This window comes from Nitrincola iocasae (genome assembly GCF_008727795.1).
Classification (GTDB): Bacteria; Pseudomonadota; Gammaproteobacteria; order Pseudomonadales; family Balneatricaceae; genus Nitrincola; species Nitrincola iocasae.
In genome coordinates, this window is the sequence record NZ_CP044222.1 from 895,113 (window position 1) to 919,105 (window position 23,993).

20 protein-coding genes and 1 other RNA gene are annotated in these 23,993 nt (G+C 51.0%); all 21 read left to right on the forward strand.

Annotation, left to right across the window (positions count from 1 at the left end):
* Positions 1–28: 28 nt before the first annotated feature.
* The 21 genes from rsmI to mutT all read left to right on the forward strand — a co-directional run bounded on the left by rsmI (position 29) and on the right by mutT (position 23,958).
* Positions 29–868, forward strand: a complete 840-nt coding sequence (rsmI, locus tag F5I99_RS04250) for a 16S rRNA (cytidine(1402)-2'-O)-methyltransferase (RefSeq protein ID WP_151053807.1) — start codon at positions 29–31, stop codon at positions 866–868.
* 38 nt (positions 869–906) lie between these two features.
* Positions 907–1,261: RNase P RNA component class A (gene rnpB, locus F5I99_RS04255), an RNA gene on the forward strand.
* A gap of 271 nt (positions 1,262–1,532) precedes the next feature.
* Complete coding sequence (gene mraZ / locus F5I99_RS04260) at positions 1,533–1,985, forward strand: division/cell wall cluster transcriptional repressor MraZ (protein ID WP_151053808.1); 453 nt, start codon at positions 1,533–1,535, stop codon at positions 1,983–1,985.
* A 36-nt stretch (positions 1,986–2,021) separates the two neighbouring features.
* Complete coding sequence (gene rsmH / locus F5I99_RS04265; RefSeq protein WP_151053809.1) at positions 2,022–2,960, forward strand: 16S rRNA (cytosine(1402)-N(4))-methyltransferase RsmH; 939 nt, start codon at positions 2,022–2,024, stop codon at positions 2,958–2,960.
* A 23-nt stretch (positions 2,961–2,983) separates the two neighbouring features.
* A complete protein-coding gene (ftsL, locus tag F5I99_RS04270) occupies positions 2,984–3,319 on the forward strand; it encodes a cell division protein FtsL (RefSeq protein ID WP_225307547.1) in 336 nt (111 codons plus the stop codon).
* Positions 3,303–5,012, forward strand: coding sequence for a peptidoglycan D,D-transpeptidase FtsI family protein (locus F5I99_RS04275; protein ID WP_151053810.1), 1,710 nt, complete (start codon positions 3,303–3,305; stop codon positions 5,010–5,012). Before ftsL ends, F5I99_RS04275 begins: the two co-directional genes overlap by 17 nt.
* Entirely contained in the window at positions 5,009–6,508 is a 1,500-nt protein-coding gene (locus F5I99_RS04280; protein WP_151053811.1) for a UDP-N-acetylmuramoyl-L-alanyl-D-glutamate--2,6-diaminopimelate ligase, read from the forward strand. Before F5I99_RS04275 ends, F5I99_RS04280 begins: the two co-directional genes overlap by 4 nt.
* Positions 6,502–7,884, forward strand: coding sequence for a UDP-N-acetylmuramoyl-tripeptide--D-alanyl-D-alanine ligase (locus F5I99_RS04285; RefSeq protein ID WP_151053812.1), 1,383 nt, complete (start codon positions 6,502–6,504; stop codon positions 7,882–7,884). The genes F5I99_RS04280 and F5I99_RS04285 overlap by 7 nt, the downstream gene beginning before the upstream one ends.
* Positions 7,884–8,966 carry a phospho-N-acetylmuramoyl-pentapeptide-transferase gene (mraY, locus tag F5I99_RS04290; protein ID WP_151053813.1) on the forward strand — a complete coding sequence of 361 codons (1,083 nt, stop codon included), beginning with the start codon at positions 7,884–7,886 and terminating at the stop codon, positions 8,964–8,966. Before F5I99_RS04285 ends, mraY begins: the two co-directional genes overlap by 1 nt.
* An 18-nt stretch (positions 8,967–8,984) precedes the next feature.
* Entirely contained in the window at positions 8,985–10,331 is a 1,347-nt protein-coding gene (murD, locus tag F5I99_RS04295; RefSeq protein ID WP_325063020.1) for a UDP-N-acetylmuramoyl-L-alanine--D-glutamate ligase, read from the forward strand.
* Positions 10,328–11,551: a putative lipid II flippase FtsW gene (gene ftsW, locus F5I99_RS04300; RefSeq protein WP_225307548.1), complete on the forward strand. Its 1,224-nt coding sequence runs from the start codon at positions 10,328–10,330 to the stop codon at positions 11,549–11,551. The genes murD and ftsW overlap by 4 nt, the downstream gene beginning before the upstream one ends.
* On the forward strand, positions 11,548–12,633 hold the full coding sequence (gene murG / locus F5I99_RS04305) for an undecaprenyldiphospho-muramoylpentapeptide beta-N-acetylglucosaminyltransferase (RefSeq protein ID WP_151053815.1): 1,086 nt from the start codon (positions 11,548–11,550) through the stop codon (positions 12,631–12,633). The genes ftsW and murG overlap by 4 nt, the downstream gene beginning before the upstream one ends.
* Positions 12,630–14,078 carry a UDP-N-acetylmuramate--L-alanine ligase gene (murC, locus tag F5I99_RS04310; protein WP_151053816.1) on the forward strand — a complete coding sequence of 483 codons (1,449 nt, stop codon included), beginning with the start codon at positions 12,630–12,632 and terminating at the stop codon, positions 14,076–14,078. The genes murG and murC overlap by 4 nt, the downstream gene beginning before the upstream one ends.
* On the forward strand, positions 14,075–15,034 hold the full coding sequence (locus F5I99_RS04315; protein ID WP_151053817.1) for a D-alanine--D-alanine ligase: 960 nt from the start codon (positions 14,075–14,077) through the stop codon (positions 15,032–15,034). The genes murC and F5I99_RS04315 overlap by 4 nt, the downstream gene beginning before the upstream one ends.
* 2 nt (positions 15,035–15,036) lie before the next feature.
* Entirely contained in the window at positions 15,037–15,852 is an 816-nt protein-coding gene (locus tag F5I99_RS04320; RefSeq protein ID WP_151053818.1) for a cell division protein FtsQ/DivIB, read from the forward strand.
* A complete protein-coding gene (ftsA, locus tag F5I99_RS04325; protein ID WP_151053819.1) occupies positions 15,842–17,110 on the forward strand; it encodes a cell division protein FtsA in 1,269 nt (422 codons plus the stop codon). The genes F5I99_RS04320 and ftsA overlap by 11 nt, the downstream gene beginning before the upstream one ends.
* 61 nt (positions 17,111–17,171) lie before the next feature.
* Complete coding sequence (ftsZ, locus tag F5I99_RS04330; RefSeq protein WP_151053820.1) at positions 17,172–18,332, forward strand: cell division protein FtsZ; 1,161 nt, start codon at positions 17,172–17,174, stop codon at positions 18,330–18,332.
* 87 nt (positions 18,333–18,419) lie between these two features.
* A complete protein-coding gene (gene lpxC, locus F5I99_RS04335; RefSeq protein WP_151053821.1) occupies positions 18,420–19,334 on the forward strand; it encodes a UDP-3-O-acyl-N-acetylglucosamine deacetylase in 915 nt (304 codons plus the stop codon).
* 210 nt (positions 19,335–19,544) lie between these two features.
* Positions 19,545–22,292, forward strand: coding sequence for a preprotein translocase subunit SecA (secA, locus tag F5I99_RS04340; RefSeq protein ID WP_151053822.1), 2,748 nt, complete (start codon positions 19,545–19,547; stop codon positions 22,290–22,292).
* Positions 22,293–22,319: 27 nt separating this feature from the next.
* Positions 22,320–23,540, forward strand: coding sequence for a bifunctional glutamate N-acetyltransferase/amino-acid acetyltransferase ArgJ (argJ, locus tag F5I99_RS04345; RefSeq protein WP_151053823.1), 1,221 nt, complete (start codon positions 22,320–22,322; stop codon positions 23,538–23,540).
* Positions 23,503–23,958 (forward strand): 8-oxo-dGTP diphosphatase MutT, encoded by a 456-nt coding sequence (gene mutT / locus F5I99_RS04350; RefSeq protein ID WP_225307549.1) that lies wholly within the window; start codon positions 23,503–23,505, stop codon positions 23,956–23,958. Before argJ ends, mutT begins: the two co-directional genes overlap by 38 nt.
* Positions 23,959–23,993 lie beyond the last annotated feature (35 nt).

The window sequence follows — 23,993 nt, forward strand, 5'->3', positions numbered from 1 at the left end:
CATTAATCCTTAAAAGAGAATAACCTTCATGGCTGAACCGGTTTTATATGTTATTGCAACGCCTATTGGCAATCTGGGTGATCTTTCGCCTCGTGCTATCGAGTTGCTGAGCAAGGCGGATCTCATTGCTGCTGAGGATACCCGTCATACAGGGCGACTGCTAGCCTACTTTAACATTAAATCGACACTGATTTCAGTCCATGATCACAATGAAAATGCCCGTGCAGATCTGATTATACGCCATTTATCAGCTGGTAAGACGATTGCGTTGGTGTCTGATGCGGGAACCCCTTTGATTTCGGATCCCGGGTTTTCTCTGGTCAGGCGCGTGCGCGAGGCGGGTTATACTGTATCACCAGTGCCTGGCTGTTGTGCCTTTATTGCCGCCTTGAGTGCGGCGGGCCTGCCATCAGACCGCTTTATGTTCATCGGTTTTTTACCTGCAAAACAGCAGGCGCGTCTAAAAAGCCTTGCTGCGTTGGTGGAGTACAGCTGCACACTGATTTTTTACGAATCAACCCACCGTATCCTGGATTCCCTGCAGGCCATGATTGAGGTCTTTGGCGCAGATCGCGAAGCGGTAGTTGCGCGTGAGATTACCAAAACCTTTGAAACCATAAAGCATGGAAGTCTGGCAGAGTTGTTGCTCTGGATGCAGTCTGATGCCAATCAACAAAAAGGCGAGTTCGTGGTGCTAGTGCATGGTGCTAGTGCTCCCCAGGCCGATAAAGAGGGGCCGGATGCCCGAAGTCTGGAAATTGTCAGGTTGCTTGCGGAGGAATTACCGCCTAAAAAAGCCGCTGCTCTGGCTGCGCAGATTACTGGTGTGCATAAAAAGAGCCTGTATGAGGCGTTGCTGCAACGGTAATGCTTGCACTTGCTGGGTTTCCTGTTATTCTGCGCGCGGGAGTCTGCCGGGCAATCGCTGTCCTGCTTGCAGGAGGGAGGAAAGTCCGGGCTCTACAGGGCAGAGTGCCAGATAACGTCTGGGCGGCGTGAGCCGACGGAAAGTGCAACAGAAAGTATACCGCCTAAGGGCTTTTCGGAGTCACGGTAAGGTTGAAATGGTGCGGTAAGAGCGCACCGCGTGGGTGGCAACACTCCACGGCGATGGAAAACCCCACTCAGAGCAAGACCAAATAGGGATCCTTAAGGTGTGGCCCGCACTGGATCCGGGTAGGTCGCTTGAGGTGCATGGTGACATGTATCCCAGATGAATGATTGTCCCCGACAAAACCCGGCTTACAGGCAGACTCCCACACTTGCCTGCTTACGACTTTTCTGTCGAATATTATAATCTGTAAAAAATCTTTTAACTGTATATGTATACAGTCTATCTGTTTGTTTCTCTTTAATTAATTGATTCGCTAATAATTCTTTTGATGCCCTTCATTGATCGGCGTTTGTAATCACTTTTCATGCGGTTTCGACCCTGGCTTGTGCCTTGCATTGCCTGGGGTTACTCACTATAGTGTGCAATAGTGGGTAAAAGTGGTTCAAAGTGGTTAAATTTGGGGAATTCAGTGGGCATAATGTTCCGCGGAGTCAATCCGATCAATCTGGATGTTAAGGGTCGCATGGCGATTCCGGCACGTTATCGCGAAATGATAGCGTCGCATTGCAATAACCAGATGGTCGCCACGATCGACACCGAGTCCCGTTGCTTGCTGCTTTATCCCTTACCTGAGTGGGAAGATATTCAGGCTCGGATCGAGGCTTTGCCCAGCTTTAATAAGGTGGCTCGTCGAATTCAGCGCTTACTGATCGGGCATGCTACTGATCTGGAATTAGATGGTAATGGCCGCTTACTGTTACCAGCAAGCTTGCGGGAATACGCAGGTTTGGATAAAAAAATTGTGTTATTGGGTCAGGGACGCAAGTTTGAAATATGGGATGAAACACAGTGGAGCGCCACTCGAGATGAATACCTTGACGAGGTTGGCGAAGATACCCTGCCACCAGAAATGCTGGATTTGTCGCTTTAACGCCACAATCCTCAATACAGGTTTACAGGATCTTAGATGAGTCAGGAATTCAGCCATATTACCGTGTTACTTGAAGAAGCTGTCACCGAATTGGTGACGGACCCTGATGGTTTCTATATTGATGGCACGTTTGGGCGTGGAGGCCATTCGGCGCGTATTTTGTCATGCCTGAGTGATCAGGGGCGTTTACTGGCAATCGATAAAGATCCCTTGGCTGTGGCAGAAGCTCAGCGGCGCTTTGGTGATGATCCCCGCTTTAGTATTGCCCATGGTTCTTTTAATGAGTTGGCTGCGTTGGTTGCTGCACGTGGCATGACAGCACAAGTGACCGGTGTGTTGCTGGATCTGGGTGTGAGTTCGCCACAGTTGGATGATCCCTCAAGAGGGTTCAGTTTCCAGAACGATGGCCCGCTGGATATGCGCATGAATACAGCCGCCGGTGAGAGTGCCGCTGAGTGGATTAACCGTGCCACAGAGGCCGAAATTGCTGATGTGTTGTTTCATTATGGTGAAGAGCGTTTTTCCCGTCGAATGGCCAAGGCTGTAGTGGCAGAACGGGCTTCATCTCCAATTACAACCACGGCGCGTCTTGCCAGCATTATTACCGCTGCCAATCCACGCTGGGAAAAGGGGAAAAACCCTGCGACTCGAGCATTTCAGGGTATTCGCATCCATATTAATCGTGAGTTGGAAGAGATTGAGACCTGTCTGGATCAGTCTCTAGATGTACTGGCACCAAAGGGGCGTCTAGTGGTGATCAGTTTTCATTCACTGGAGGATCGTATCGTAAAACGCTTTATCCGTAAGCATGTGAAAGGAGATGAGCATCTCCCAGCCGGGTTGCCATTTACCCAATCCATGCTTAATCAGCGATTGAACGGTATTGGCAAAGCAGTCAAAGCCAGTGCGGCCGAGGTTGAGGCTAACCCCCGTGCCCGCAGTGCGGTGATGCGAGTGGCTGAGAAGTGCGCCTGAAGCTGAATAGGGTGTTGAGTGTCATGGGCAATACCAGGGACGAAGACGAAGGTAAAGGCTACATCGGTCATACAGAGTTGTATCGGCCCTTGGTTATTTTACTGGTGTTGATACTGGCGATACTGGTGTCGGCACTCATAGTCATCAAGGCAGCTTATGACTATCGTCGGCTGTTTAATGATCACCAAGTGCTGGTGCATCAATGGGATGAGTTGCAGGTGGAATGGGGACAGTTGTTACTGGAACAAAGTACTTGGGGTGGACATGGACGTATTGAAAGTGAAGCAGAAACTCGTTTGCAAATGCGGGTTCCCGAAATGGATGAAATTGAGATAATCAGGAATGAGCAGCGAAACTGAGCAGACACAGACTTTGGCAGCCAGAAGCTGGCGCATGTGGGTGGTTTTCTTCCTGCTGGGCCTTGCTGTGGCCGGTGTTCTGGCGAAACTGGTTTCACTCTACTGGACAGATCAGGCTTTTTTGCAAAATCAGGGGGACGCCCGTTCTATCCGCACCATGTTGATTCCGGCGCATCGCGGCTTGATTACCGATCGCAATGGCGAGCCGTTGGCTGTCAGTGCCCCGGTGGCCAATATCTGGGCAGACCCGAAATTAATCGATTTGCAGCACCCCTATATTAACCGTCTCAGTCAGCTGCTGGACATTTCTCAGGATAGTTTGATAGAGCGCTTTGGCAATAATGCCGAGCGCCGCTTTATGTATCTGCGTCGACAGGTTACCCCAGAGGTGGCTGAATCCGTCCGTTTACTGGGTATTCCGGGTATTAATGTTGATCGGGAATATCGGCGTTTTTATCCTGCAGGTGAAGTGACGGCCCATTTGGTAGGCTTCACCAATGTAGATGGAGATGGTCAGGAGGGCATGGAGCTGGCTTTCGATGACTGGCTCAGTGGTGAGTCTGGCAGTAAGCTGGTGATGCGGGATCGTGTGGGCCGGACTATCCGACATATCCGGTCAATCAGTGATGCGCATCAGGGGGATGAGTTACAGCTGAGTATCGATCTGCGTCTGCAATATATGGCTTATCGTGAGCTCAAAGCTGTTGTTGAAGCGCACCAGGCTGATTCGGGCTCTATTGTGATACTGGATACACAGACCGGTGAAGTGCTGGCGATGGCAAATCAGCCATCCTATAACCCGAATGACCGCAGTCACCTCGAGGCTGCTGCTCTTAGAAACCGGGCTATGACCGACTTATTCGAGCCAGGATCTACAGTTAAGCCCATGACCATTGCCGCCGCCTTGATGACGGGACGCTATACACCTGAAACGGTCATACATACCTCTCCAGGAACGCTGCGCGTGAGCAATGCCACGATCAAAGACACACGTGATTATGGTGATCTGGATCTCACCGGTATTATCACCAAGTCCAGTAATGTGGGTGTAGTGAAACTGGTGCTGGAGATGGAGCATGACCGCTTGACTCGGCTTATGCATAACTTTGGCATAGGGCAGATGAGCATGACCGGTTTTCCTGGTGAGCGTACAGGCTATCTGCCTGATCTCAGAGAGAGCCAGTTAGTAGAACGTGCCACCCTGGCTTATGGGTATGGTTTATCGGTTACACCGCTGCAATTAGCTCAGGCGTATATACCCTTTGCGTCAGATGGCATTTTTCACCCAGTATCACTGCTGAAAAGAGACACCGATGTTGGTACTCGAGTGATGCCGCAGGGTGTCGGTAACCACGTGTTACAGATGATGGAAACAGTTATCGGACCACGGGGTACTGCACGTCGTGCTGCTGTTGAAGGTTATCGCGTTGCCGGTAAGACCGGAACGGTCCATCGTATCGGTGGCAGTGGTTACAATCGCGAAGAATACACTACAGTTTTTGCGGGTATCGCACCAGTTTCAGATCCGCGCCTGGCGATTGTTGTGATGGTGGATAACCCGAAAGGTCGGGAAATCTATGGCGGAGAAGTTGCTGCTCCGGTGTTTGCTAGGGTAGCCGCTGGCGCCTTAAGGCTGTTGAATCTGGATCCGGACAGTTGGCCGGAACAAATACGACAGGTGGCTGAACGATGAAAAATGTACGCTCAGACCTCCCGAGTTTGAAAAGCCTGTTACCGGATTGCCCGGGTGTGCCTGATTATTTGTTGATTCGCAATGTGGTTCTGGATAATCGGGATGTACGTGCCGGCGATCTCTATATTGCGCGTTCCGGCACTCAGCATAAGGGTGTGGACTTTGTGATTCCGGCCATCAGTGCCGGTGCCTCTGCCGTTATTATGCATGCCTCTGAATATCACTCCGGCCTTGATGCCTATGCTGACTGGGTTTTTCCGGTAGCTAACCTCAATCAAGTGGCAGGTGAAGTGATCAGTCGTTATTACCAGTGTCCGTCAGAAGCAATCAAGGTCATAGGGGTCACCGGCACTAATGGTAAAACGTCTTGCAGCCACTTTATTGCACAGGCACTGAATCAACTGGGCGAAAAAGCCGCGATTGTCGGCACTATTGGTAATGGATTCCTCAGCTCTTTGGATCGCTCTACCCACACAACCCCTGATGTGCTCAGTGTACATCAGTTGTTGGCTAGCTATCAGCAAGCGGGTGCGGATACTGTCGTCATGGAGGTGTCTAGTCATGCACTGGATCAGGCACGTACGGCCGGTGTGCAGTTTCGTCAGGTTGGTTTTACCAATCTTACCCGTGATCATCTTGATTACCATCAGAGTATGGCTGCTTATGCCGATTCTAAACGGCGTTTATTTGAACAAGCAGGTAGTGAGCAGATTCTGAATCTGGATGATGCCTTTGGTTGTGAGCTGGCTGAACAAAGTAAAGCTAAAGGGCATAAAGTGATTACGTATTCATTGCTGGATCAGTCAGCTGATTTGTGGGTGAAAACCTCCGAGTTGCATGATGAAGGCATGAGTTTTGCTGTTGCGTCTCCTTGGGGAGAAATCAGTGCCAGTTCCTCGTTGATCGGACGCTTTAACCTGAGCAACCTATTGTTGACAGCGGCTTCATTGGGACTGTCCGGTTATGACGCGTGTCGTATCAGTTGGGCGCTAACGCAGGTTTCAGCTGTATGCGGACGCATGGAAAAAGTGTCTTCAGCGGGCGAGCCTTTAGTGCTGGTTGACTATGCCCATACACCGGATGCGTTGCTGCAAACTCTGTCTGCACTGAATGAGCATCGTAAAACCGCTAGTCGAATCATTTGTGTATTTGGTTGTGGCGGCGATCGTGATCAGGGCAAACGTCCTCTGATGGCTCAGGTGGCTAGCAGTTTGGCGGATCAATTGATTATCACCAGTGATAATCCCCGCTTCGAAGAACCCCATAAAATTATTGAGCAAGTCTTGTCAGGTGTCAGTGCCTTGCATCACCCGCAGGTTGAAGCCGACCGTGCAGCAGCGATAGCCATCGCCATAGAGCAGGCCAGCGCAGAGGATATCGTGTTGATTGCCGGTAAAGGACATGAGGATTACCAGGAAGTACAGGGTGAACGCCGACCTTTCAGTGATCAGGCTGTGGCCAGAGATGTGCTGAAAAGCAGGAGGGCTGCATGCTAGGTGAGTGGACGCTGAATATTGCGGCGACAGCAACTGAAGCCAGGCTTGAGGGTGTTACTGATCCACAAAGTCAGATAATTCGCATTTGTACGGATACCCGTCAGATTCAACCGGGTGATCTGTTTGTCTGTCTGAAAGGTGAGCGTTTTGATGCCCATGATTTTATAACACAAGCCCGGCAACAAGGGGCCCTGGCTGCCGTTACCGATCATCACCTAGATGACGCATTGCCGCAGTTAGTGGTTGAGGATACCTTGATAGCGCTAGGGCGGTTGGCCGCACTCAACCGCAATCGTTTCAGTGGAAAATTGATCGCAGTGACCGGCAGCAGTGGCAAGACCACGGTGAAAGAGCTGTTGGCCAGCATGTTCAGTCAACTTGGCCCCACATTGTTTACACAGGGTAATCTGAATAATCACATCGGCGTTCCGTTAACCCTGCTGCGCTTGAATGCAGAACACCAATATGCCGTGGTTGAGCTGGGAGCCAGTGCCGAAGGTGAAATTGACTATACCGTCCATTTGGCACAACCACAGGTGGCGCTGCTCAACAACGCCTGCGCAGCACATATCGAAGGATTTGGTGGTTTGGATGGCGTAGTTCGTGCTAAGTCAGAAATATTCAATGCGCTGACAGATGAGGATACCGGCATCATTAATCTGGATGATGATCACGCCAGTTTCTGGCAGGAAAAGCTGGATAATCGACTGCGCTCCTACCTGACGTTTTCTGTTGTTAATGATGCAGCCGACATCTGGGTTAGTGATCTGGCTGAAAATGAGTTGGGCGCCTGGCATTTTCGACTGCATTATCAGCAGGACTCAATCAAAGTTCAGCTCAAACTACTTGGTAAACACAATGTGGCCAATGCGGCAGCGGCAGCGGCGGCATGGATTGCTACGGGTTTGCCATTGCAGGCCGCTAAGTCAGGATTGGAAGCTTGTGATGCCATGAACGGCCGTATGAAGCCGATAGCACTGCAATCTGCACTGATTATTGATGATAGTTACAACGCCAACCCCCAGGCCATGCAGGCCGCGATTGATTATCTGGCCACCCGTCAGGGAAAACGTGTGCTGGTACTGGGTGATATGGCTGAGCTGGGGATAGATGAAATCGAGCTGCATAGCCAAATTGGTCAGTATGCCGCTGATGCTTCACTGGATGGTCTGTACGCAACAGGCCCACTGATGCGTCATGCCGTTGAGGCAGCGAAGCTGGCTGGTTTGAATGCCATGCATTTTGAAAATCAGGGTGCCTTGATTGAAGCACTGAAACAGATGCTGAGCGAGCCGGTTACGTTACTCGTCAAAGGCTCACGCAGCGCGGCAATGGATAGAGTAGTGACTACTCTACAAAATGGAGAGACTCCTTAATGTTGTTGTTGCTAACAGAGTACCTGACACAGTTCTACTCTGGTTTCTCAGTATTTGGCTATATCACCCTGCGAGGCATTCTTGGGGTGTTAACGGCACTGGCTATTTCGTTGTTGTTGGGACCTTACCTGATCAATCAGTTGCGCAGCCGGCAGATAGGCCAGGCGGTCAGGACTGATGGACCACAGTCACATCTGAGTAAGTCAGGTACACCCACCATGGGTGGCGCATTAATCCTGTTGGCAATTGCGGTCAGCACTTTGCTTTGGGCTGATCTTTCTAACCGTTATGTGTGGATTACGCTTTATGTGCTGTTTGTCTTCGGCGCCGTGGGCTGGGTAGATGATTGGCGCAAAGTGATTGAAAAAGATCCGCGCGGATTGCCTGCACGCTGGAAGTATTTATGGCAGTCCGTGGGTGGAATTGGAGCGGCAGCCTTGCTGTACATCACCACACAGAGTCCGGTTGAAACGCAGCTTATTGTGCCGTTTTTCAAGGACATCGTCATAGAGATGGGGATTTTCTTCATCGTGTTTACCTACTTCGTCATCGTGGGTAGCTCCAACGCCGTGAACCTGACAGATGGCTTGGATGGTCTGGCGATTATGCCAACGGTGATGGTGGCTGGGGCGCTGGCAGTGTTTGCTTATCTCGGTGGCCATGTGCAGTTTGCCAACTATCTGCACATTCCCTATGTGGCGGGTGCCGGTGAGCTGATTATTATTTGTGGCGCGATCGTCGGGGCAGGTCTTGGGTTTTTATGGTTTAACACCTACCCCGCTCAGGTATTTATGGGGGATGTCGGAGCACTGTCTTTGGGGGCTGTGCTCGGTGTTGTAGCGGTCATTGTGCGCCAGGAACTGGTGCTTGTGATTATGGGCGGTGTGTTTGTGATGGAAACTGTATCGGTCATTTTGCAAGTGGCATCCTACAAGCTGACCGGACGACGTATCTTCCGAATGGCGCCTATTCATCACCACTTTGAATTGAAAGGCTGGCCGGAACCCCGTGTGATTGTGCGTTTTTGGATTATTAGTGTGGTGCTGGTGCTGATTGGCCTGGCGACCCTGAAACTGCGTTAACTGGAGAATGAAGTGTCAATGATAGCAACGGATACACTGCGCATTATTATCGGTCTGGGACAGACCGGGTATGCCTGTGCCCGTTATATGGCGGCCAAAGGCTGGCCGTTTGCTGTCGTTGATACGCGTGAAAAACCGCCATTGGCGGCAGATTTTTATAATGAGTTCCCCCAAATAAAGTTGTATACGGGTGAGCTGGATCCTGAGTTTCTAGCCAGCGCTGACGAATTGATCCTTAGCCCGGGTGTGGCCAAATCATCAGCTGCAATAGAGTACGCTATACAGCAGGGCTGCCGGGTGATTGGTGATATCGATCTCTTTTGTAGAGAGGTATCAGCACCTATCGTGGCGATCACCGGGTCTAATGCCAAGAGTACTGTTACTACGCTGGTCGGTAAGATGGCTGAAGCGGCCGGTATCAATGTGGCCGTGGGCGGTAATATCGGCACGCCGGTACTGGATCTGCTTCAGCAGCCTGCCGCTGAACTCTATGTGTTGGAGTTGTCCAGTTTTCAACTGGAAACCACGCATGAACTCAAAGCCATTGCTGCCACAGTGTTGAATATCAGTCCAGATCATCTTGACCGTTATACGGATATGCAAGGCTACTATCTGGCCAAGCACCGTATTTATCGAGGCTGTCGCCATTGTATCGTGAATCGCGATGATCCCTTGACTGTTCCGCTAATGGTTCAAGGGATGAAGCAGACCAGCTTCGGCCTGTCAGCCCCTGATCTGGGACAGTACGGTATTGCACTAGAAGCCGATCAACCCTGGCTATTCCAGGGATTACAGCCGTTGATGCCAGTGGCTGATCTGAAAGTGCAGGGTGAGCATAACGTAGTTAATGTCCTGGCTGCGCTAAGTTTGGGTGCAGCAGCAGGTCTGCCACTGGAGGCTATGTTGCAGGCCGCTAAAAAGTTCCAAGGGCTCAGACATCGCTGCCAATGGGTGGCCGAGAAGCAGGGTGTTGGTTATATCAATGACTCCAAGGGTACCAACGTGGGTGCTACGCTGGCGGCTGTGCAGGGGCTGGGGTCAGTGTTGGGCGATGAACATAAATTACTTATTATTCTGGGTGGTGTGGGTAAAGAGCAGAACTTTGCTGAGCTCAAAGCACCGTTGGCGCGCTTTGCTCGTCAGGTACTGCTGATAGGTCGTGATGCAGGTCTCATTGCCGGTGATTTGCAGGGCTTACCGCTTCAGTACGCAGAATCTCTGGAGAACGCCGTTACGCTGGCGGCCGAACTCGCGCAGCCGGGTGATCAGGTGCTGTTATCTCCGGCTTGTGCCAGTTTTGATATGTTTAGAGGTTATGAAGCACGTGGTGATCGTTTTATTGAGCTAGTGGAGGGTCTGGTATGAATGGACTGTCACTGAAACTCAGTTGGCCTGCCGTGCTGGATATGCCACCGGGCAAATTGTCATTTGATCCGTTTTTAATTCTCAGCGCAGTCACATTGATGCTGACAGGCTTCGTCATGATTGCTTCCGCCTCCATGGATGTGGCTGCACGGGATTTTGGTTCAGCTTATTTCTTTATTATGCGCCATGGCGTTTTTGTAGTTATGGCGTTCATCACTCTGGCAATTGTCTCGGCTATACCGCTAGCGTTTTGGCAAAAGTACAGCGTGCCCTTGCTGGCGATTGGGGGCATTTCATTGTTGCTGGTGTTGATTCCGGGTATTGGCCGTGAAGTCAATGGTGCGCGCCGCTGGATCAGTCTGGGCTTCTTTAATCTACAGGTTTCCGAACTGGCCAAAATTTTTATGGTGATCTACATCAGTGGCTATCTGGTCAGGCGGTTGTCTGAAGTGCGCACAACCTGGTCGGGGGTTATTAAGCCGATATTGCCCTTGTCCATCTATGTCGGGTTGCTCATCAGTCAGCCTGATTTTGGTGCCACGGTAGTGCTCATGTGTACAGTCATGGGAATGGTGTTTCTCAGTGGCATGCGTCTTATTCAATTTGTCAGTTTGCTGCTGGTGGGAATATTAATGGCTGGCCTGTTGGCGGTGACACAGCCCTATCGTGTGCAGCGTCTGAAAACCTTCCTGGATCCCTGGGCGGATCCATTTGGTGCCGGATATCAGCTATCTCAGGCACAGATCGCATTTGGCCGTGGTGAATGGTTTGGCACGGGTCTTGGAAATAGCATACAAAAGCTGTTTTATCTTCCAGAAGCTCACACAGATTTTATCTATTCAATTCTGGCCGAAGAGCTGGGATTGATGGGAGCCTTGGTAGTCATTGCCCTCTACTGTTTTTTGGTGTTGCGGATTTTTATTACCGGACGCCGAGCCGAAAAACAGCAGCAATTCTTTATGGGCTATGTCTGTTATGGCTGTGCATTCATCTTTGCCGGACAAGCGCTGATCAATATCGGTGTGAATGTTGGCGCATTACCAACCAAAGGGCTGACGCTACCCTTATTGAGTTATGGCGGCAGTAGTTTGCTGGCTTCATCCATCATGATCGCAATCGTGTTACGTATTGATTATGAATTGAAGCGCGCGGCGGTGACTGGGGTATCGTCACCCGGCAAGCCGAGCCCACATAAAGCAGTCAGGAGGGCCGTCGCATGAGTACTGAAAAGACAAAAACTCTGCTGGTGATGGCTGGGGGTACCGGTGGTCATGTCTTTCCAGCGCTGGCAACAGCAGACCTGTTGCGTGCTCAAGGTGTGCATATCGAATGGTTGGGAACAGAAAACGGTATTGAAGCTCGCGTGGTACCTGCAGCAGGTATCAAACTGAACTGTATTCCTGTGTCTGGTTTGCGGGGTAAAGGGGTGCTGCGGATACTGACAGCACCCTTCAAGCTGCTTAAAGCCGTGTTGGCAGCCAGAGTTGTGATCAAGCGTGTGAAGCCAGATGCCGTTTTGGGTATGGGGGGGTTTGCGTCTGGCCCGGGAGGGTTGGCTGCAAAGCTGATGGGTATACCGGTCGTCATTCACGAACAAAATGCTATTCCGGGGATGACCAATAAGGTGCTTGCACGCTTTGCAACACGTGTATTACAGGCTTTCCCGGGTGCCTTCGAACAGTGCCAGGCTAAAGATACCATTGGCAACCCGGTAAGAGGCCCGATCCTTGAATTGCCCGTGCCGATTGAACGGATGCGAGACCGCACAGGGCCAATACGTCTGCTGGTGGTGGGTGGCAGCCTGGGTGCCAAAGCTATTAATGAACGTCTACCCGAAGTGCTGGCCAGGATGCCTGCAGAAGCGCGTCCGGACGTATGGCATCAGACAGGGCAAACCCATTACAAAGAAACGCTTGAACACTATGAGTCACTCGGAGTAGAGGCGCGGGTGGTGCCTTTTATTGAACAAATGAATGAAGCCTTTGGCTGGGCTGATCTGGTGTTATGCCGATCTGGAGCTCTGACCGTGAGTGAGCTGGCTATTGCTGGAGTGGCTGCGATTCTGGTGCCTTTTCCTTTTGCGGTAGACGATCACCAGACAGCAAATGCACAGTTTTTAGCTAGATGTGGAGCGGCTGAACTGGTGCAGCAATCAGACCTGAGCAGTGATGCTTTGCATCAGTTGCTGAATAATCTCAATCAGCGTGAGCGTTTGTTAAAAATGGCGCAACTGGCACGTAATCAGGGCAAGCCGGAAGCTGGAAAGCAGTTAGCCGAAGCGTGTCTGGAGGTAATGGCATGAGTAAACATGATGCGATGGGCGTGTATGAAGTGCCTGAAATGCGTCGTATCCGTCAAATCCACTTTGTTGGCATCGGCGGTGTGGGCATGTGTGGAATCGCCGAAGTATTGCTGAATCAGGGATATGTAATCAGTGGTTCGGATATCCGCGACTCGGTTGTGACCGATCGCCTGGCATCTCTCGGTGCTCGAATCTGTATAGGTCATCAGCAAAGTAATGTAGAAATGGCGGATGTGGTGGTGATTTCTACCGCTGTAGCTGAGGATAACCCGGAACTGATAGCCGCACGCCAGTCGCGTATTCCTGTCGTTCGCCGCGCTGAAATGCTGGCAGAGCTGATGCGCTATCGCCATGGCATCGCGGTAGCTGGCACGCACGGTAAGACTACCACAACCAGTCTGTTGGCATCGGTGATGGCTGAAGCTGGTCTGGATCCGACCTTTGTCATAGGTGGGCGGCTAAATAGTGCTGGCACCAATGCACAGTTAGGTGGCAGTCGTTACCTGGTGGCAGAAGCTGATGAGAGTGATGCGTCCTTTCTACACTTGCAGCCTATGGTGGCAATCGTCACCAATATCGATGCTGACCATATGGATACCTATGGTGGCGACTTTAATGTGCTCAAGCAGACGTTTGTTAACTTTTTGCACAATTTACCCTTTTACGGGTTGGCAGTGATGTGTATTGATGATCCGGTGGTTGTCGAAATTCTGCCACAGGTAAGTCGTCCAATACTGACCTACGGTTTTAATGAAGGGGCTGATTTCAGAGCCGTTGATCTGCATATGGCAGGTTTGCAAACCCGTTTCCGAGTCGAGCGCCCTAGCGGTCATGAACCACTGAATGTCACTCTGAATATGCCGGGTCGCCATAATGTACTCAATGCCTTGGCCTGTATTGCTGTGGCCACCGATGAAGGCTTGGCAGATGCCTCCATCTGTCGGGCATTGGAAAAATTTGAAGGTGTCGGTCGTCGTTTCCAGACTTTAGGCGAAGTACCTGTCACCGGTGGCAATGTAACTCTGGTGGATGATTATGGTCACCACCCCCGCGAAGTTGAAGCGGTCATTCAAGCCATTCGCGACGGTTGGCCTGACCGGAGACTGGTGATGGTGTATCAACCACACCGTTACACCCGTACGCGTGATCTCTATGAAGATTTTGCCCGGGTGTTGTCAGAAACAGATCTGCTACTGATGCTAGAGGTCTATGCCGCTGGTGAACAGCCAATTCCTGGTGCAGATACCCGCAGCCTCTGCCGCTCCATCCGTCAACGTGGTGAAGAGCCGGTGTTTGTGGAGTCAACAGAAGATCTTCCTGAGCTGCTGAGCACATTGTTGCGTCCCGGTGATCTGTTGTTGACCCAGGGGGCCGGGGATATCACTACCCTGGCGCATACGCTAAGCAAACTGAATCTAAGCCGTGACGGTGAGGTGCCGGAATGAAAGCATTTGAAATAACCGCCGTTGAGAAACAGACTTTTGGGCGAGTTGCTGTGCTGATGGGCGGAGATTCCGCTGAACGCAGTATCTCACTGCGTAGTGGCGCCGAAGTATTGAAAGGTTTATGTCAGGCTGGCGTCGATGCTTTTGCTATCGATCTGTGTGCCAACGGGGCTGATCCGGTTGCACAATTACTTGACGCCGAGTTTGATCGTGCCTTTTTGATTCTGCATGGCCGGGGCGGCGAAGATGGCACCTTGCAGGGCTTGCTGGAAATGCTGAAGAAGCCTTATACCGGTAGTGGTGTGGCCGCCTCAGCGCTAGGAATGGATAAGCTACGTTGCAAGCAGTTATGGCTGGGAGCCGGTTTTCCAACGCCACCCTTTGCTGAACTGAACGCAGACGCTGACTTGCAGGCGGTGGCCGACAAACTGGGCTTTCCGATGATGGTCAAGCCTGTGCATGAAGGCTCCAGTATTGGTATGAGCCGTGTTAAGGATTTGGCACAGCTGCAGGCAGCTTATGCTGAAGCAGCCCGCTATGACAATCTGGTGATTGCTGAACAGTGGGTGCAGGGAGCCGAATATACCCTGGCTGTCTTACGTGATACGGCCCTGCCTGTCATCAAGTTAGAGACCTCGCACGACTTTTACGATTTTAATGCCAAATACGAAGCATCCGATACCCGTTATTTGTTTGAACATGGACTTTCAGATGCGCAGCACCAGGCACTGCAGACATTGGCTGTAAAAGCTTTCAGTGCTGTTGGGTGTCGTGGCTGGGGTCGGGTTGATGTGATGATGAATGCCGATGGTGAATTTCTGTTGCTGGAAGTGAACACTCTGCCGGGCATGACAGACCATAGTCTGGTGCCTATGGCAGCGAAACAGGCGGGCATGAGTTTCTCCGAATTAGTGGTAGAAATTCTACGCACGGCAAAACTGGACCGGGAGAGCTAAAGATGAATCTGTCGTTGCCCTGGCTTAAGCAAGATCCAGAACCGGTTGTGCCGGTACGGGGTGCTGTGGCCGTGCAACGCCAGCCGGAGCAACCGATTGAGCCTCAGGCCGTCAAGCGGGTTGTGTTATTGGCAATGCTGTTGATGTTTGTTGTGCTGTTGGTTGGGTTGGCAGGCAAGGCATTGGCCTGGCTGGATAAACCGGTTAATGCAGTCAGCATCAGCGGGCAGTTACGGTATCTGGATGGCCAGGTATTAGCCAGCTACCTGGCAACGGAGGTTAAGGCACCCATCTTATCGCTGGATCTTCGCAGTTTACGTGATGCGACCCTGGCTAACCCCTGGGTACACATGGCTGAGGTCAGGCGTCAGTGGCCAGCGGCTATACACGTGGCCATTGCAGAACAGGTACCTGTGGCGCGCTGGGGTGAGCGTGGACTGCTGAATCATCAGGGTGATATTTTCTGGCCGGACATGAGTGCCGGGTATGAGTTTTTACCCCGACTTAATGGGCCAGCTCACGAAACACGGGCGATTATCGAACAGTATCATGATCTGAGTGTGTTGTTTGCCCATTCAGGTATACGTATTAAAGGACTGACGCTGGAAAGCCGTGGCGCCTGGAATCTGGAGTTGGATAACGGCATACAGGTTATTGCTGGACGAGAGCAGTTGATGCCCAGACTCAGGCGCTTTATCAGCATCTATGAAGCTGAGCTCAGTCAGTCGGCGGATAAAATTGAACAGGTTGACATAAGATACACCAACGGTGTGGCTGTCAGATGGCGCACCGAAGAGAGGCTAGGCGATGCAGGATAAAAGAGCGACATCAGATCACAGTATGATCGTTGCACTGGATATAGGTACATCTAAAGTGGTGTGTCTGGTAGGTGAAGTCTGTGCTGACGGCGGTATTGAGATAGTCGGTGTGGGTTCACAGCCTTCTCACGGTATGAAGCGTGGCGTGGTGGTAAATATTGAATCGACTGTTAGTGCGATACAGCGTGCAGTTGAAGAAGCTGAATTAATGGCAGGATGCAAGATTCATTCAGTGACGGTGGGAATTGCCGGTAATCACATCAGCAGTCTGAACTCTCACGGAATCGTTGCGGTGAGGGATCGTGAAGTCTCTGAATATGATTTGGAACGTGTGATAGACGCTGCGCGCGCTGTAGCCATACCAGCCGATCAGCGGATTTTGCATATTTTGCCGCAAGAGTACCTGATCGATACGCAAGAAGGCATTAAAGAGCCTCTGGGGATGTCTGGAGTACGTCTGGAAGCCAAGGTGCATCTGGTTACCGGTGCGTCCAATGCGATTCAAAATATTGATAAATGTATCCGTCGTTGTGGATTGGAAGTCGATGCCATCGTGCTTGAACAACTGGCCTCCAGCTATGCTGTACTCGCAGAAGATGAAAAAGATCTGGGAGTCTGCATCGTCGATATCGGCGGGGGGACTACGGATATTGCCGTATTCACTGATGGGTCAATCCGTCATACCGCCGTTATTCCTATTGCGGGTGATCAGGTTACCAATGATATTGCCATGGCGCTGCGTACACCGACGCAGCATGCCGAAAAAATCAAGATTAAATATGCCTGTGCCTTGGCACAGTTGGCTCGCCCTGATGAAACCATCAAGGTGCCCAGTGTGGGCGATCGGCCCGCCAGAGATCTGTCCAGGCAGTCACTGGCTGAAGTGGTCGAGCCGCGTTATGAAGAGTTGTTTGCCTTGGTGCAGGCCGAGTTGCGACGCTCAGGTTTTGAAGACCTGATCGCTGCAGGTATCGTGCTGACCGGGGGTACATCGAAAATGGAAGGGGCTGTTGAACTGGCGGAAGAGATCTTCCATATGCCAGTAAGGCTGGCACTTCCGCAAGGCGTCCGGGGTATGGAATCGCTGCTTAAGAACCCGATTTACGCAACCGGAATCGGGTTACTGCACTATGCAAAAGCGGAGCAGAAACCAACAGCAAAAGAAATTGTACCGGAAATGCGCGAAAAACGTCTGCAGCGTCCACAGGTCGGTGATCTGGTGAGTCGAGTAAAAGACTGGTTTAAGCGTCACTTCTGAATGAATCGTTAAGCGTGGCATGACCGGAAGGTAAAAGCAGGCATGTCAGGGGAGGAAAAAAATGTTTGAATTAATTGATAATGTACCTCAGGAAGCCGTCATTAAAGTCATTGGTGTCGGTGGGGGTGGCGGTAACGCCGTTCAACACATGGTGTCTGATGATCTCGGTGGGGTTGAGTTCATCTGCGCCAATACTGATGCCCAGGCACTGGAGCGTTTGGCAACGCGTGCAGCCCTGCATATTGGTGGTGGTTTGACTAAGGGATTGGGGGCTGGTGCTAATCCGGAAATCGGACGCAAAGCGGCCCTTGAAGATCGAGACAGGATTGCTGAAAGCCTTAAAGGTGCTGATATGGTGTTTATTACCGCCGGTATGGGCGGTGGTACGGGTACCGGTGCAGCGCCGATCGTGGCGCAGATTGCCCGTGAAATGGGTATTCTGACGGTCGCTGTGGTGACCCGGCCTTTCCGTTTTGAAGGTCGCAAGCGCATGGCTATCGCTGAGGAAGGCATACGTGAACTACGTGAAAATGTGGATTCATTGATCATCATCCCGAATGAGAAGCTGATTGCGGTTCTGGGTAAGAATACCAGTCTGATCAATGCCTTCAATACCGCCAATGACGTGCTGAAAGGGGCGGTGAAGGGCATTTCCGATCTGATCACTTGTACCGGTATGGTTAACGTCGACTTTGCCGATGTCAAAACCGTAATGTCTGAAATGGGCATGGCGATGATGGGTACGGGCATAGCCAAAGGTGATAAGCGTGCTCAGGAAGCGGCACGTTCTGCCATCATGAGTCCGCTGCTGGAAGATATTGACCTGCGTGGTGCGCGTGGCATCCTGGTGAATATCACCGCTGGCCTGGATCTGAGTCTGGGTGAGTACAGTGAAATCGGTGAAATTATTGAAGAATGTGCAGATGCGGATGCAACTATTGTGATCGGAACGGTGATTGATCCGGACATGGTGGATGAGCTACGTGTGACGGTTGTCGCAACAGGCCTTGATCGTCCTAAAGAGAAAGAGTTCAAGTTGGTGGCTACTGAAGCCCCTAAAGCCGATCTGCGTCAGGAAGAAATTGAACTGCCGTCAGTGTTGCGTCGCCAGAAGCAAGAGGCACTGCTGGATAAGCCGGACAGCCATGATAAAGAGACAGGTAAGCGCAAGGATTATGGTGAGCTGGATATACCAACCTTCCTGCGACGTCAGGCGGATTGAGGGTGGCGGCCTTATGGGCCGATTGCCTGAAATGGGGTGAGTCTGTTATCATTCTCATTTATTTATGTTGTTATCCGGCGAACTGTAATGATTAAACAACGCACACTGAAAACGAGTATACGGGCGACAGGTATCGGCCTGCATAGTGGTCGGAAAGTCTATTTGACCCTAAGACCAGCACCGGTCAATACCGGTATCGTTTTCCGGCGTGTAGATCAGGACCCTGTTGTCGAAATTCCGGGTTTCGCGACCCATGTGGTCGATACCGTATTATCTACCAATCTATCGGTAGACGGTGTTCGTGTTGCCACGGTTGAACATCTGATGTCGGCGCTTGCCGGGCTGGGGATCGATAATCTATACGTCGATCTGACTGCTGAAGAAGTGCCGATCATGGATGGCAGTGCCGCACCCTTCGTGTTTCTGATCGAGTCAGCCGGTATTGCAGAGCAAAATGCGGCCAAGCAGTTTGTGCGTATCAAAAAGCCGGTTAGTGTTGAAGTGGACGGCAAAACAGCCAGCTTCAAACCTTACGAAGGTTACAAAGTGGGTTTTCGTATCGAGTTTGACCATCCGGCATTTACGGATCGTCACCTGGAAGCCAGTCTGGATTTTTCCAGCACCTCGTTCGTTCGTGAGGTTAGTCGTGCCAGAACCTTTGGGTTTATGCGTGATATCGAGTTCCTGCGTTCTCAGAACCTGGCACTGGGTGGAAGCTTTGATAATGCTATCGTCGTGGATGACTATCGGGTGCTGAACGAAGACGGTTTGCGCTACGAAAACGAGTTTGTTAAGCACAAGATTCTTGATGCGGTTGGGGATCTGTATTTGTTGGGTAAAAGTCTGATCGGCGAATACTACGGATATAAATCAGGTCATCACCTGAACAATCTTCTGCTCAGAAAACTGTTGCAAACTGAAGATGCCTACGAAATAGTCACTTTTGAATCGCTGGAGCAGGCATCTCCCATAGCATTTTTGCGCCCGGCAGCCGCTGTTTGATTCTGGTTTTTCGGGTGTTTTTAACCCACTAAAAGCAAAATAACAGCAGAAAGCCGGTTCTCGCCCGGCTTTTTTTATTTATATCGTCCTGTAGGGGTTGAACAATGCGTCTGGAAACTCAACTATCTACAAGAATCACTGTAGAATAATGTGCTCTTTCCGCGATGGACATTGCGCGAATAACATCCAATTAACGGTAAAAGTTGAATTATGCTCACATCACTGTTGAAAAAGGCCTTCGGAAGCAAAAACGATCGTGAACTCAAACGTATGGGGCGAGTCGTTAAGGACATCAATGCACTGGAAGTGCAGATGGAACAGCTTAGTGATGATGAGCTTAAGGCGCTATCCACTGCCTATCGGCAGCGGTTTGAAGCGGGTGAATCTCTGACCAAACTGCTGCCAGAAGCTTTCGCCACAGTGCGAGAAGTCTCTCGCCGGGTGATGGGTCTGCGTCATTTTGATGTACAAATGATCGGTGGTATCTCCCTGCACGAAGGTAAAGTGGCGGAGATGAAAACCGGTGAAGGTAAAACGCTGGTGGCAACACTGCCTGCTTACCTTAATGCCATCAGTGGTAAGGGAGTGCATGTCGTTACCGTAAACGACTATCTTGCCAGCCGCGATGCCGAGTGGATGCGTCCGCTTTATGAGGCGCTGGGGTTAAGTGTTGGCGTGATTGTTTCTGGTCAGGGTAATGAGGGTAAACGTGGAGCCTATGCTTGTGACATCACTTACGGTACCAACAACGAGTTCGGTTTCGACTATTTGCGCGACAATATGGCGTTCAGTGTTGAAGACAAGGTACAACGTGGCTTCAATTTTGCCATCGTCGATGAAGTGGACTCCATCCTCATCGATGAGGCCCGAACACCACTGATTATTTCAGGTCCAGCTGAAGACAGCTCGGCCCTGTACGCACATATCAATAAAATTATTCCCAAGCTAAAGCAGTTTTTTGGCGAGGTTGATGTTAAAGACGACACCCAGATCATTGATGAACACTTTGTGGTGGATGAAAAAAACCGCACAGTTGAACTAACCGAAGCCGGTCACCAGCTAGTGGAAGATCTGCTACGTGAAGAGGGCTTGTTGCAGGAAGAGGAGAGTCTCTATGCATCAGGTAATCTGAACTTATTGCACCATGTGTTGGCCGGGCTGCGTGCACATTACCTGTTTGAACGCGATAAAGACTATATCGTCCAGGATCAGCAGGTGGTGATAGTTGACGAACACACTGGTCGTATCATGCCGGGTCGTCGCTGGTCTGAAGGCCTGCACCAGGCTGTTGAAGCCAAAGAAGGTGTCAAAATTCAACTGGAAAGCCAGACGCTGGCCTCGACTACTTTCCAGAACTATTTCAGGTTGTATGAAAAACTGTCCGGGATGACCGGTACGGCTGATACGGAAGCCTTTGAGTTGCGTCAGATTTATGGCCTTGATGTGGTTGTCATTCCGACCAATCAGCCGGTACAGAGAACCGATTATAATGACCTGGTCTACCTGACCATCGAAGAAAAGTTCAGCGCCATCGTTAAGGAGATCCGACACTGCCAGGAGAAAGGGCAACCCGTTCTGGTGGGTACAGCGTCAGTTGGCTCATCTGAAGTTTTGTCCAAGATGCTGATACAAGAGAAGATCACCCATAATGTTTTGAATGCCAAAAACCACGGGCGTGAAGCCGGTATTATTGCTAATGCTGGCTGCCCAGGTGCCATTACCATTGCCACCAATATGGCCGGTCGTGGTACCGATATCATGCTGGGGGGGAAGCTTGAAGTAGAGCTGGATGCACTGGAAAATCCGACAGAGGAGCAGATCAGTGCCGCCAAGGCCGATTGGCAACAGCGTCATGAGCAGGTGGTCGCTGCTGGTGGCTTGCATATCATCGGTACCGAACGGCATGAATCCCGTCGTATCGATAACCAGCTACGTGGTCGCGCCGGGCGTCAGGGTGATCCGGGTTCCTCACGCTTCTTCCTGTCGATGGAAGATGATCTGATGCGTATTTTTGCCTCTGACCGTATCCGCCAGTTCATGCAGGCATTGGGTATGGATAAGGGAGAAGCCATCGAACACAAAATGGTCAGTAATGCGATCGAAAAAGCCCAGCGAAAAGTTGAAGGGCGTAATTTTGATATACGTAAAAGCTTACTTGAATACGATGATGTGGCCAACGATCAGCGCCGGGTAATCTATGAACAGCGCAATGACCTGATGGCGACTAATGATATTTCGGATACTATCAATGCGATACGGTCCGAGGTGATTGATACCACGATCAGTGATTTCATTGCGCCGGAAAGTCTGGCAGAAACCTGGGATGTCGCCGGTCTGGAAAAAGCTTTGCAGACGGATTTCTCCATCGAGCTGCCAGTTCAGCAATGGCTGGATGAAGATACCCAACTGCATGAAGAGCCATTGCGCGATAAAATCCATACCGCAATCAGCGAGAAATATGCTGAGAAAGAGCAGTTAGTCGGTGCTGAAACTATGCGTCTGTTTGAGAAACAGGTCATGTTGCAGGTATTGGATACCCTGTGGAAAGAACATCTGCAAACCATGGATTTGCTACGCCAGGGTATTCACCTGCGGGGTTATGCGCAGAAGAATCCAAAGCAGGAATACAAGCGTGAATCCTTTCAGTTATTCCAGGCATTGCTTGAGAATATCAAAAAAGATGTAGTACGCATTATCAGCCACGTAAAAGTGCGCGAGCCTGAGGATGTTGAAGCCATTGAACGTCAACGCCGCGAAGCGGCCGAGCGTCAGAAAATGAGCTTTGAGCACTCTCAAAGCAATGCCATGCAGGCTGAAAGTGAACAAGAAACTGCTGCAGCAAATGCCGAGGGTGACAAACAGGAGCCTTTCGTGCGTGATGTGCCCAAAGTGGGTCGCAATGAGCCCTGTCCCTGCGGCTCAGGTAAAAAATACAAACAATGCCATGGTAAAATTTAACACCAGCGCATAACAGAGGAAGGTAGCATGGCAGTAGGTGCTGAACAAACGTTGCAGTTGCATCCGGTAAAAGGGTTTCGTCTGGGTATCGCTTCCGCCGGAATCAAAAAGCCGGGACGCAAAGACATTGTGATTATGGAAATTCCGGTAGACGCTACAATTGCGGGTGTTTTTACTCGTAATCAGTTCTGTGCGGCTCCTGTGCTGTTGGCAAAAAAGCATCTTGCCGGTGGTGTATCGCCACGCTACATGCTGGTGAATACGGGTAACGCCAATGCAGGTACCGGAGCGGCGGGTTTAGACGCTGCTAAAGCCTGTTGTACTGCTTTGGCAGAAAAGACTCAGGTGGATACGGAGTCTGTGTTGCCTTTCTCCACGGGTGTTATCGGTGAACTTCTGCCCGTCGCCAAGGTGGTTTCAGCGCTGGATGCGGCGCTGGATGATCTTGATGAAGACCACTGGATGGAAGCGGCACTGGGGATTATGACCACAGATACCCGTGCAAAAGGTCATAGTGTACAGATCGAACATCAGGGCAAGCTGATCACTATCACCGGCATTTCCAAAGGCTCAGGTATGATCATGCCCAATATGGCCACCATGCTGGGCTATGTCGCTACCGATGCGATTGTCGATGCTAATCTGTTGCAACGGTTGCTGAGTCAGGTTAACGAGCAGACTTTTAATCGAATCACTGTCGATGGTGATACCTCCACCAATGATGCTTGCATGCTGGTCGCTACCGGTCAGAGTGGTGTTGAGTTGAGTGATATGGAACCGGTATTGATGGATCAATTTATTGCCGGTCTGCACGAAGTGATGCTGGAACTGGCACAAGCAATCGTCAAGGACGGAGAAGGGGCTACCAAATTTGTTGAAGTGCGTGTTGAAACGGCGGCCAGCGTTGATGAGGCTCTCAAAGTGGCTTACACCATAGCGCACTCGCCTTTGGTCAAAACTGCCCTGTTTGCCAGTGATCCTAACTGGGGCCGTATTTTGGCCTGTGTCGGACGTGCGGGTGTCAGTGATCTGAAGGTTGATGACGTCGCCATCTGGCTGGATGATGTAGCGATCGTGAAGCAGGGTGGTCGTGCAGACAGTTATACTGAAGAGCAGGGTCAGGCAGTGATGAATAAAGACACTATCCTGATCAGAGTGTCTCTGAACCGTGGTCAGGTACAGGAAAGTATCTGGACCACGGATCTGTCACATGATTACGTCAAGATCAATGCCGAATACCGTTCCTGATATAACTTCCCAGCCGCCGCGGCAGGTACTGCATGTAGCGGCGGCGGTGATATACAACCCTCAGGGTTCTATCCTGATCGCTCGTCGCCCCTCGGATAAGCATCAGGGTGGGTTATGGGAGTTTCCCGGTGGTAAGGTGGAGGTGCATGAAACAGCGCGTCAGGCGCTGGATCGTGAACTGTTGGAGGAGTTGGGTATTCAGGTCACGGCTGCTCAGCCACTTATACAGATTCCTTATGAATATCCTGAACGCCATGTGTTATTAGATGTTTTCAATGTAACGGCGTTTATCGGTGAAGCCCGGGGCTGTGAGGGCCAGCCACTCGTTTGGGTGGATGTGTCGCAACTCGGTGAGTATGCTTTTCCAGCCGCCAATCGACCAATTATCGAGCGTATCCTGGCTGACGTTTCAAGCTGATTAGCTTAAGCGCTGACTACTGTATCTGGGCACTT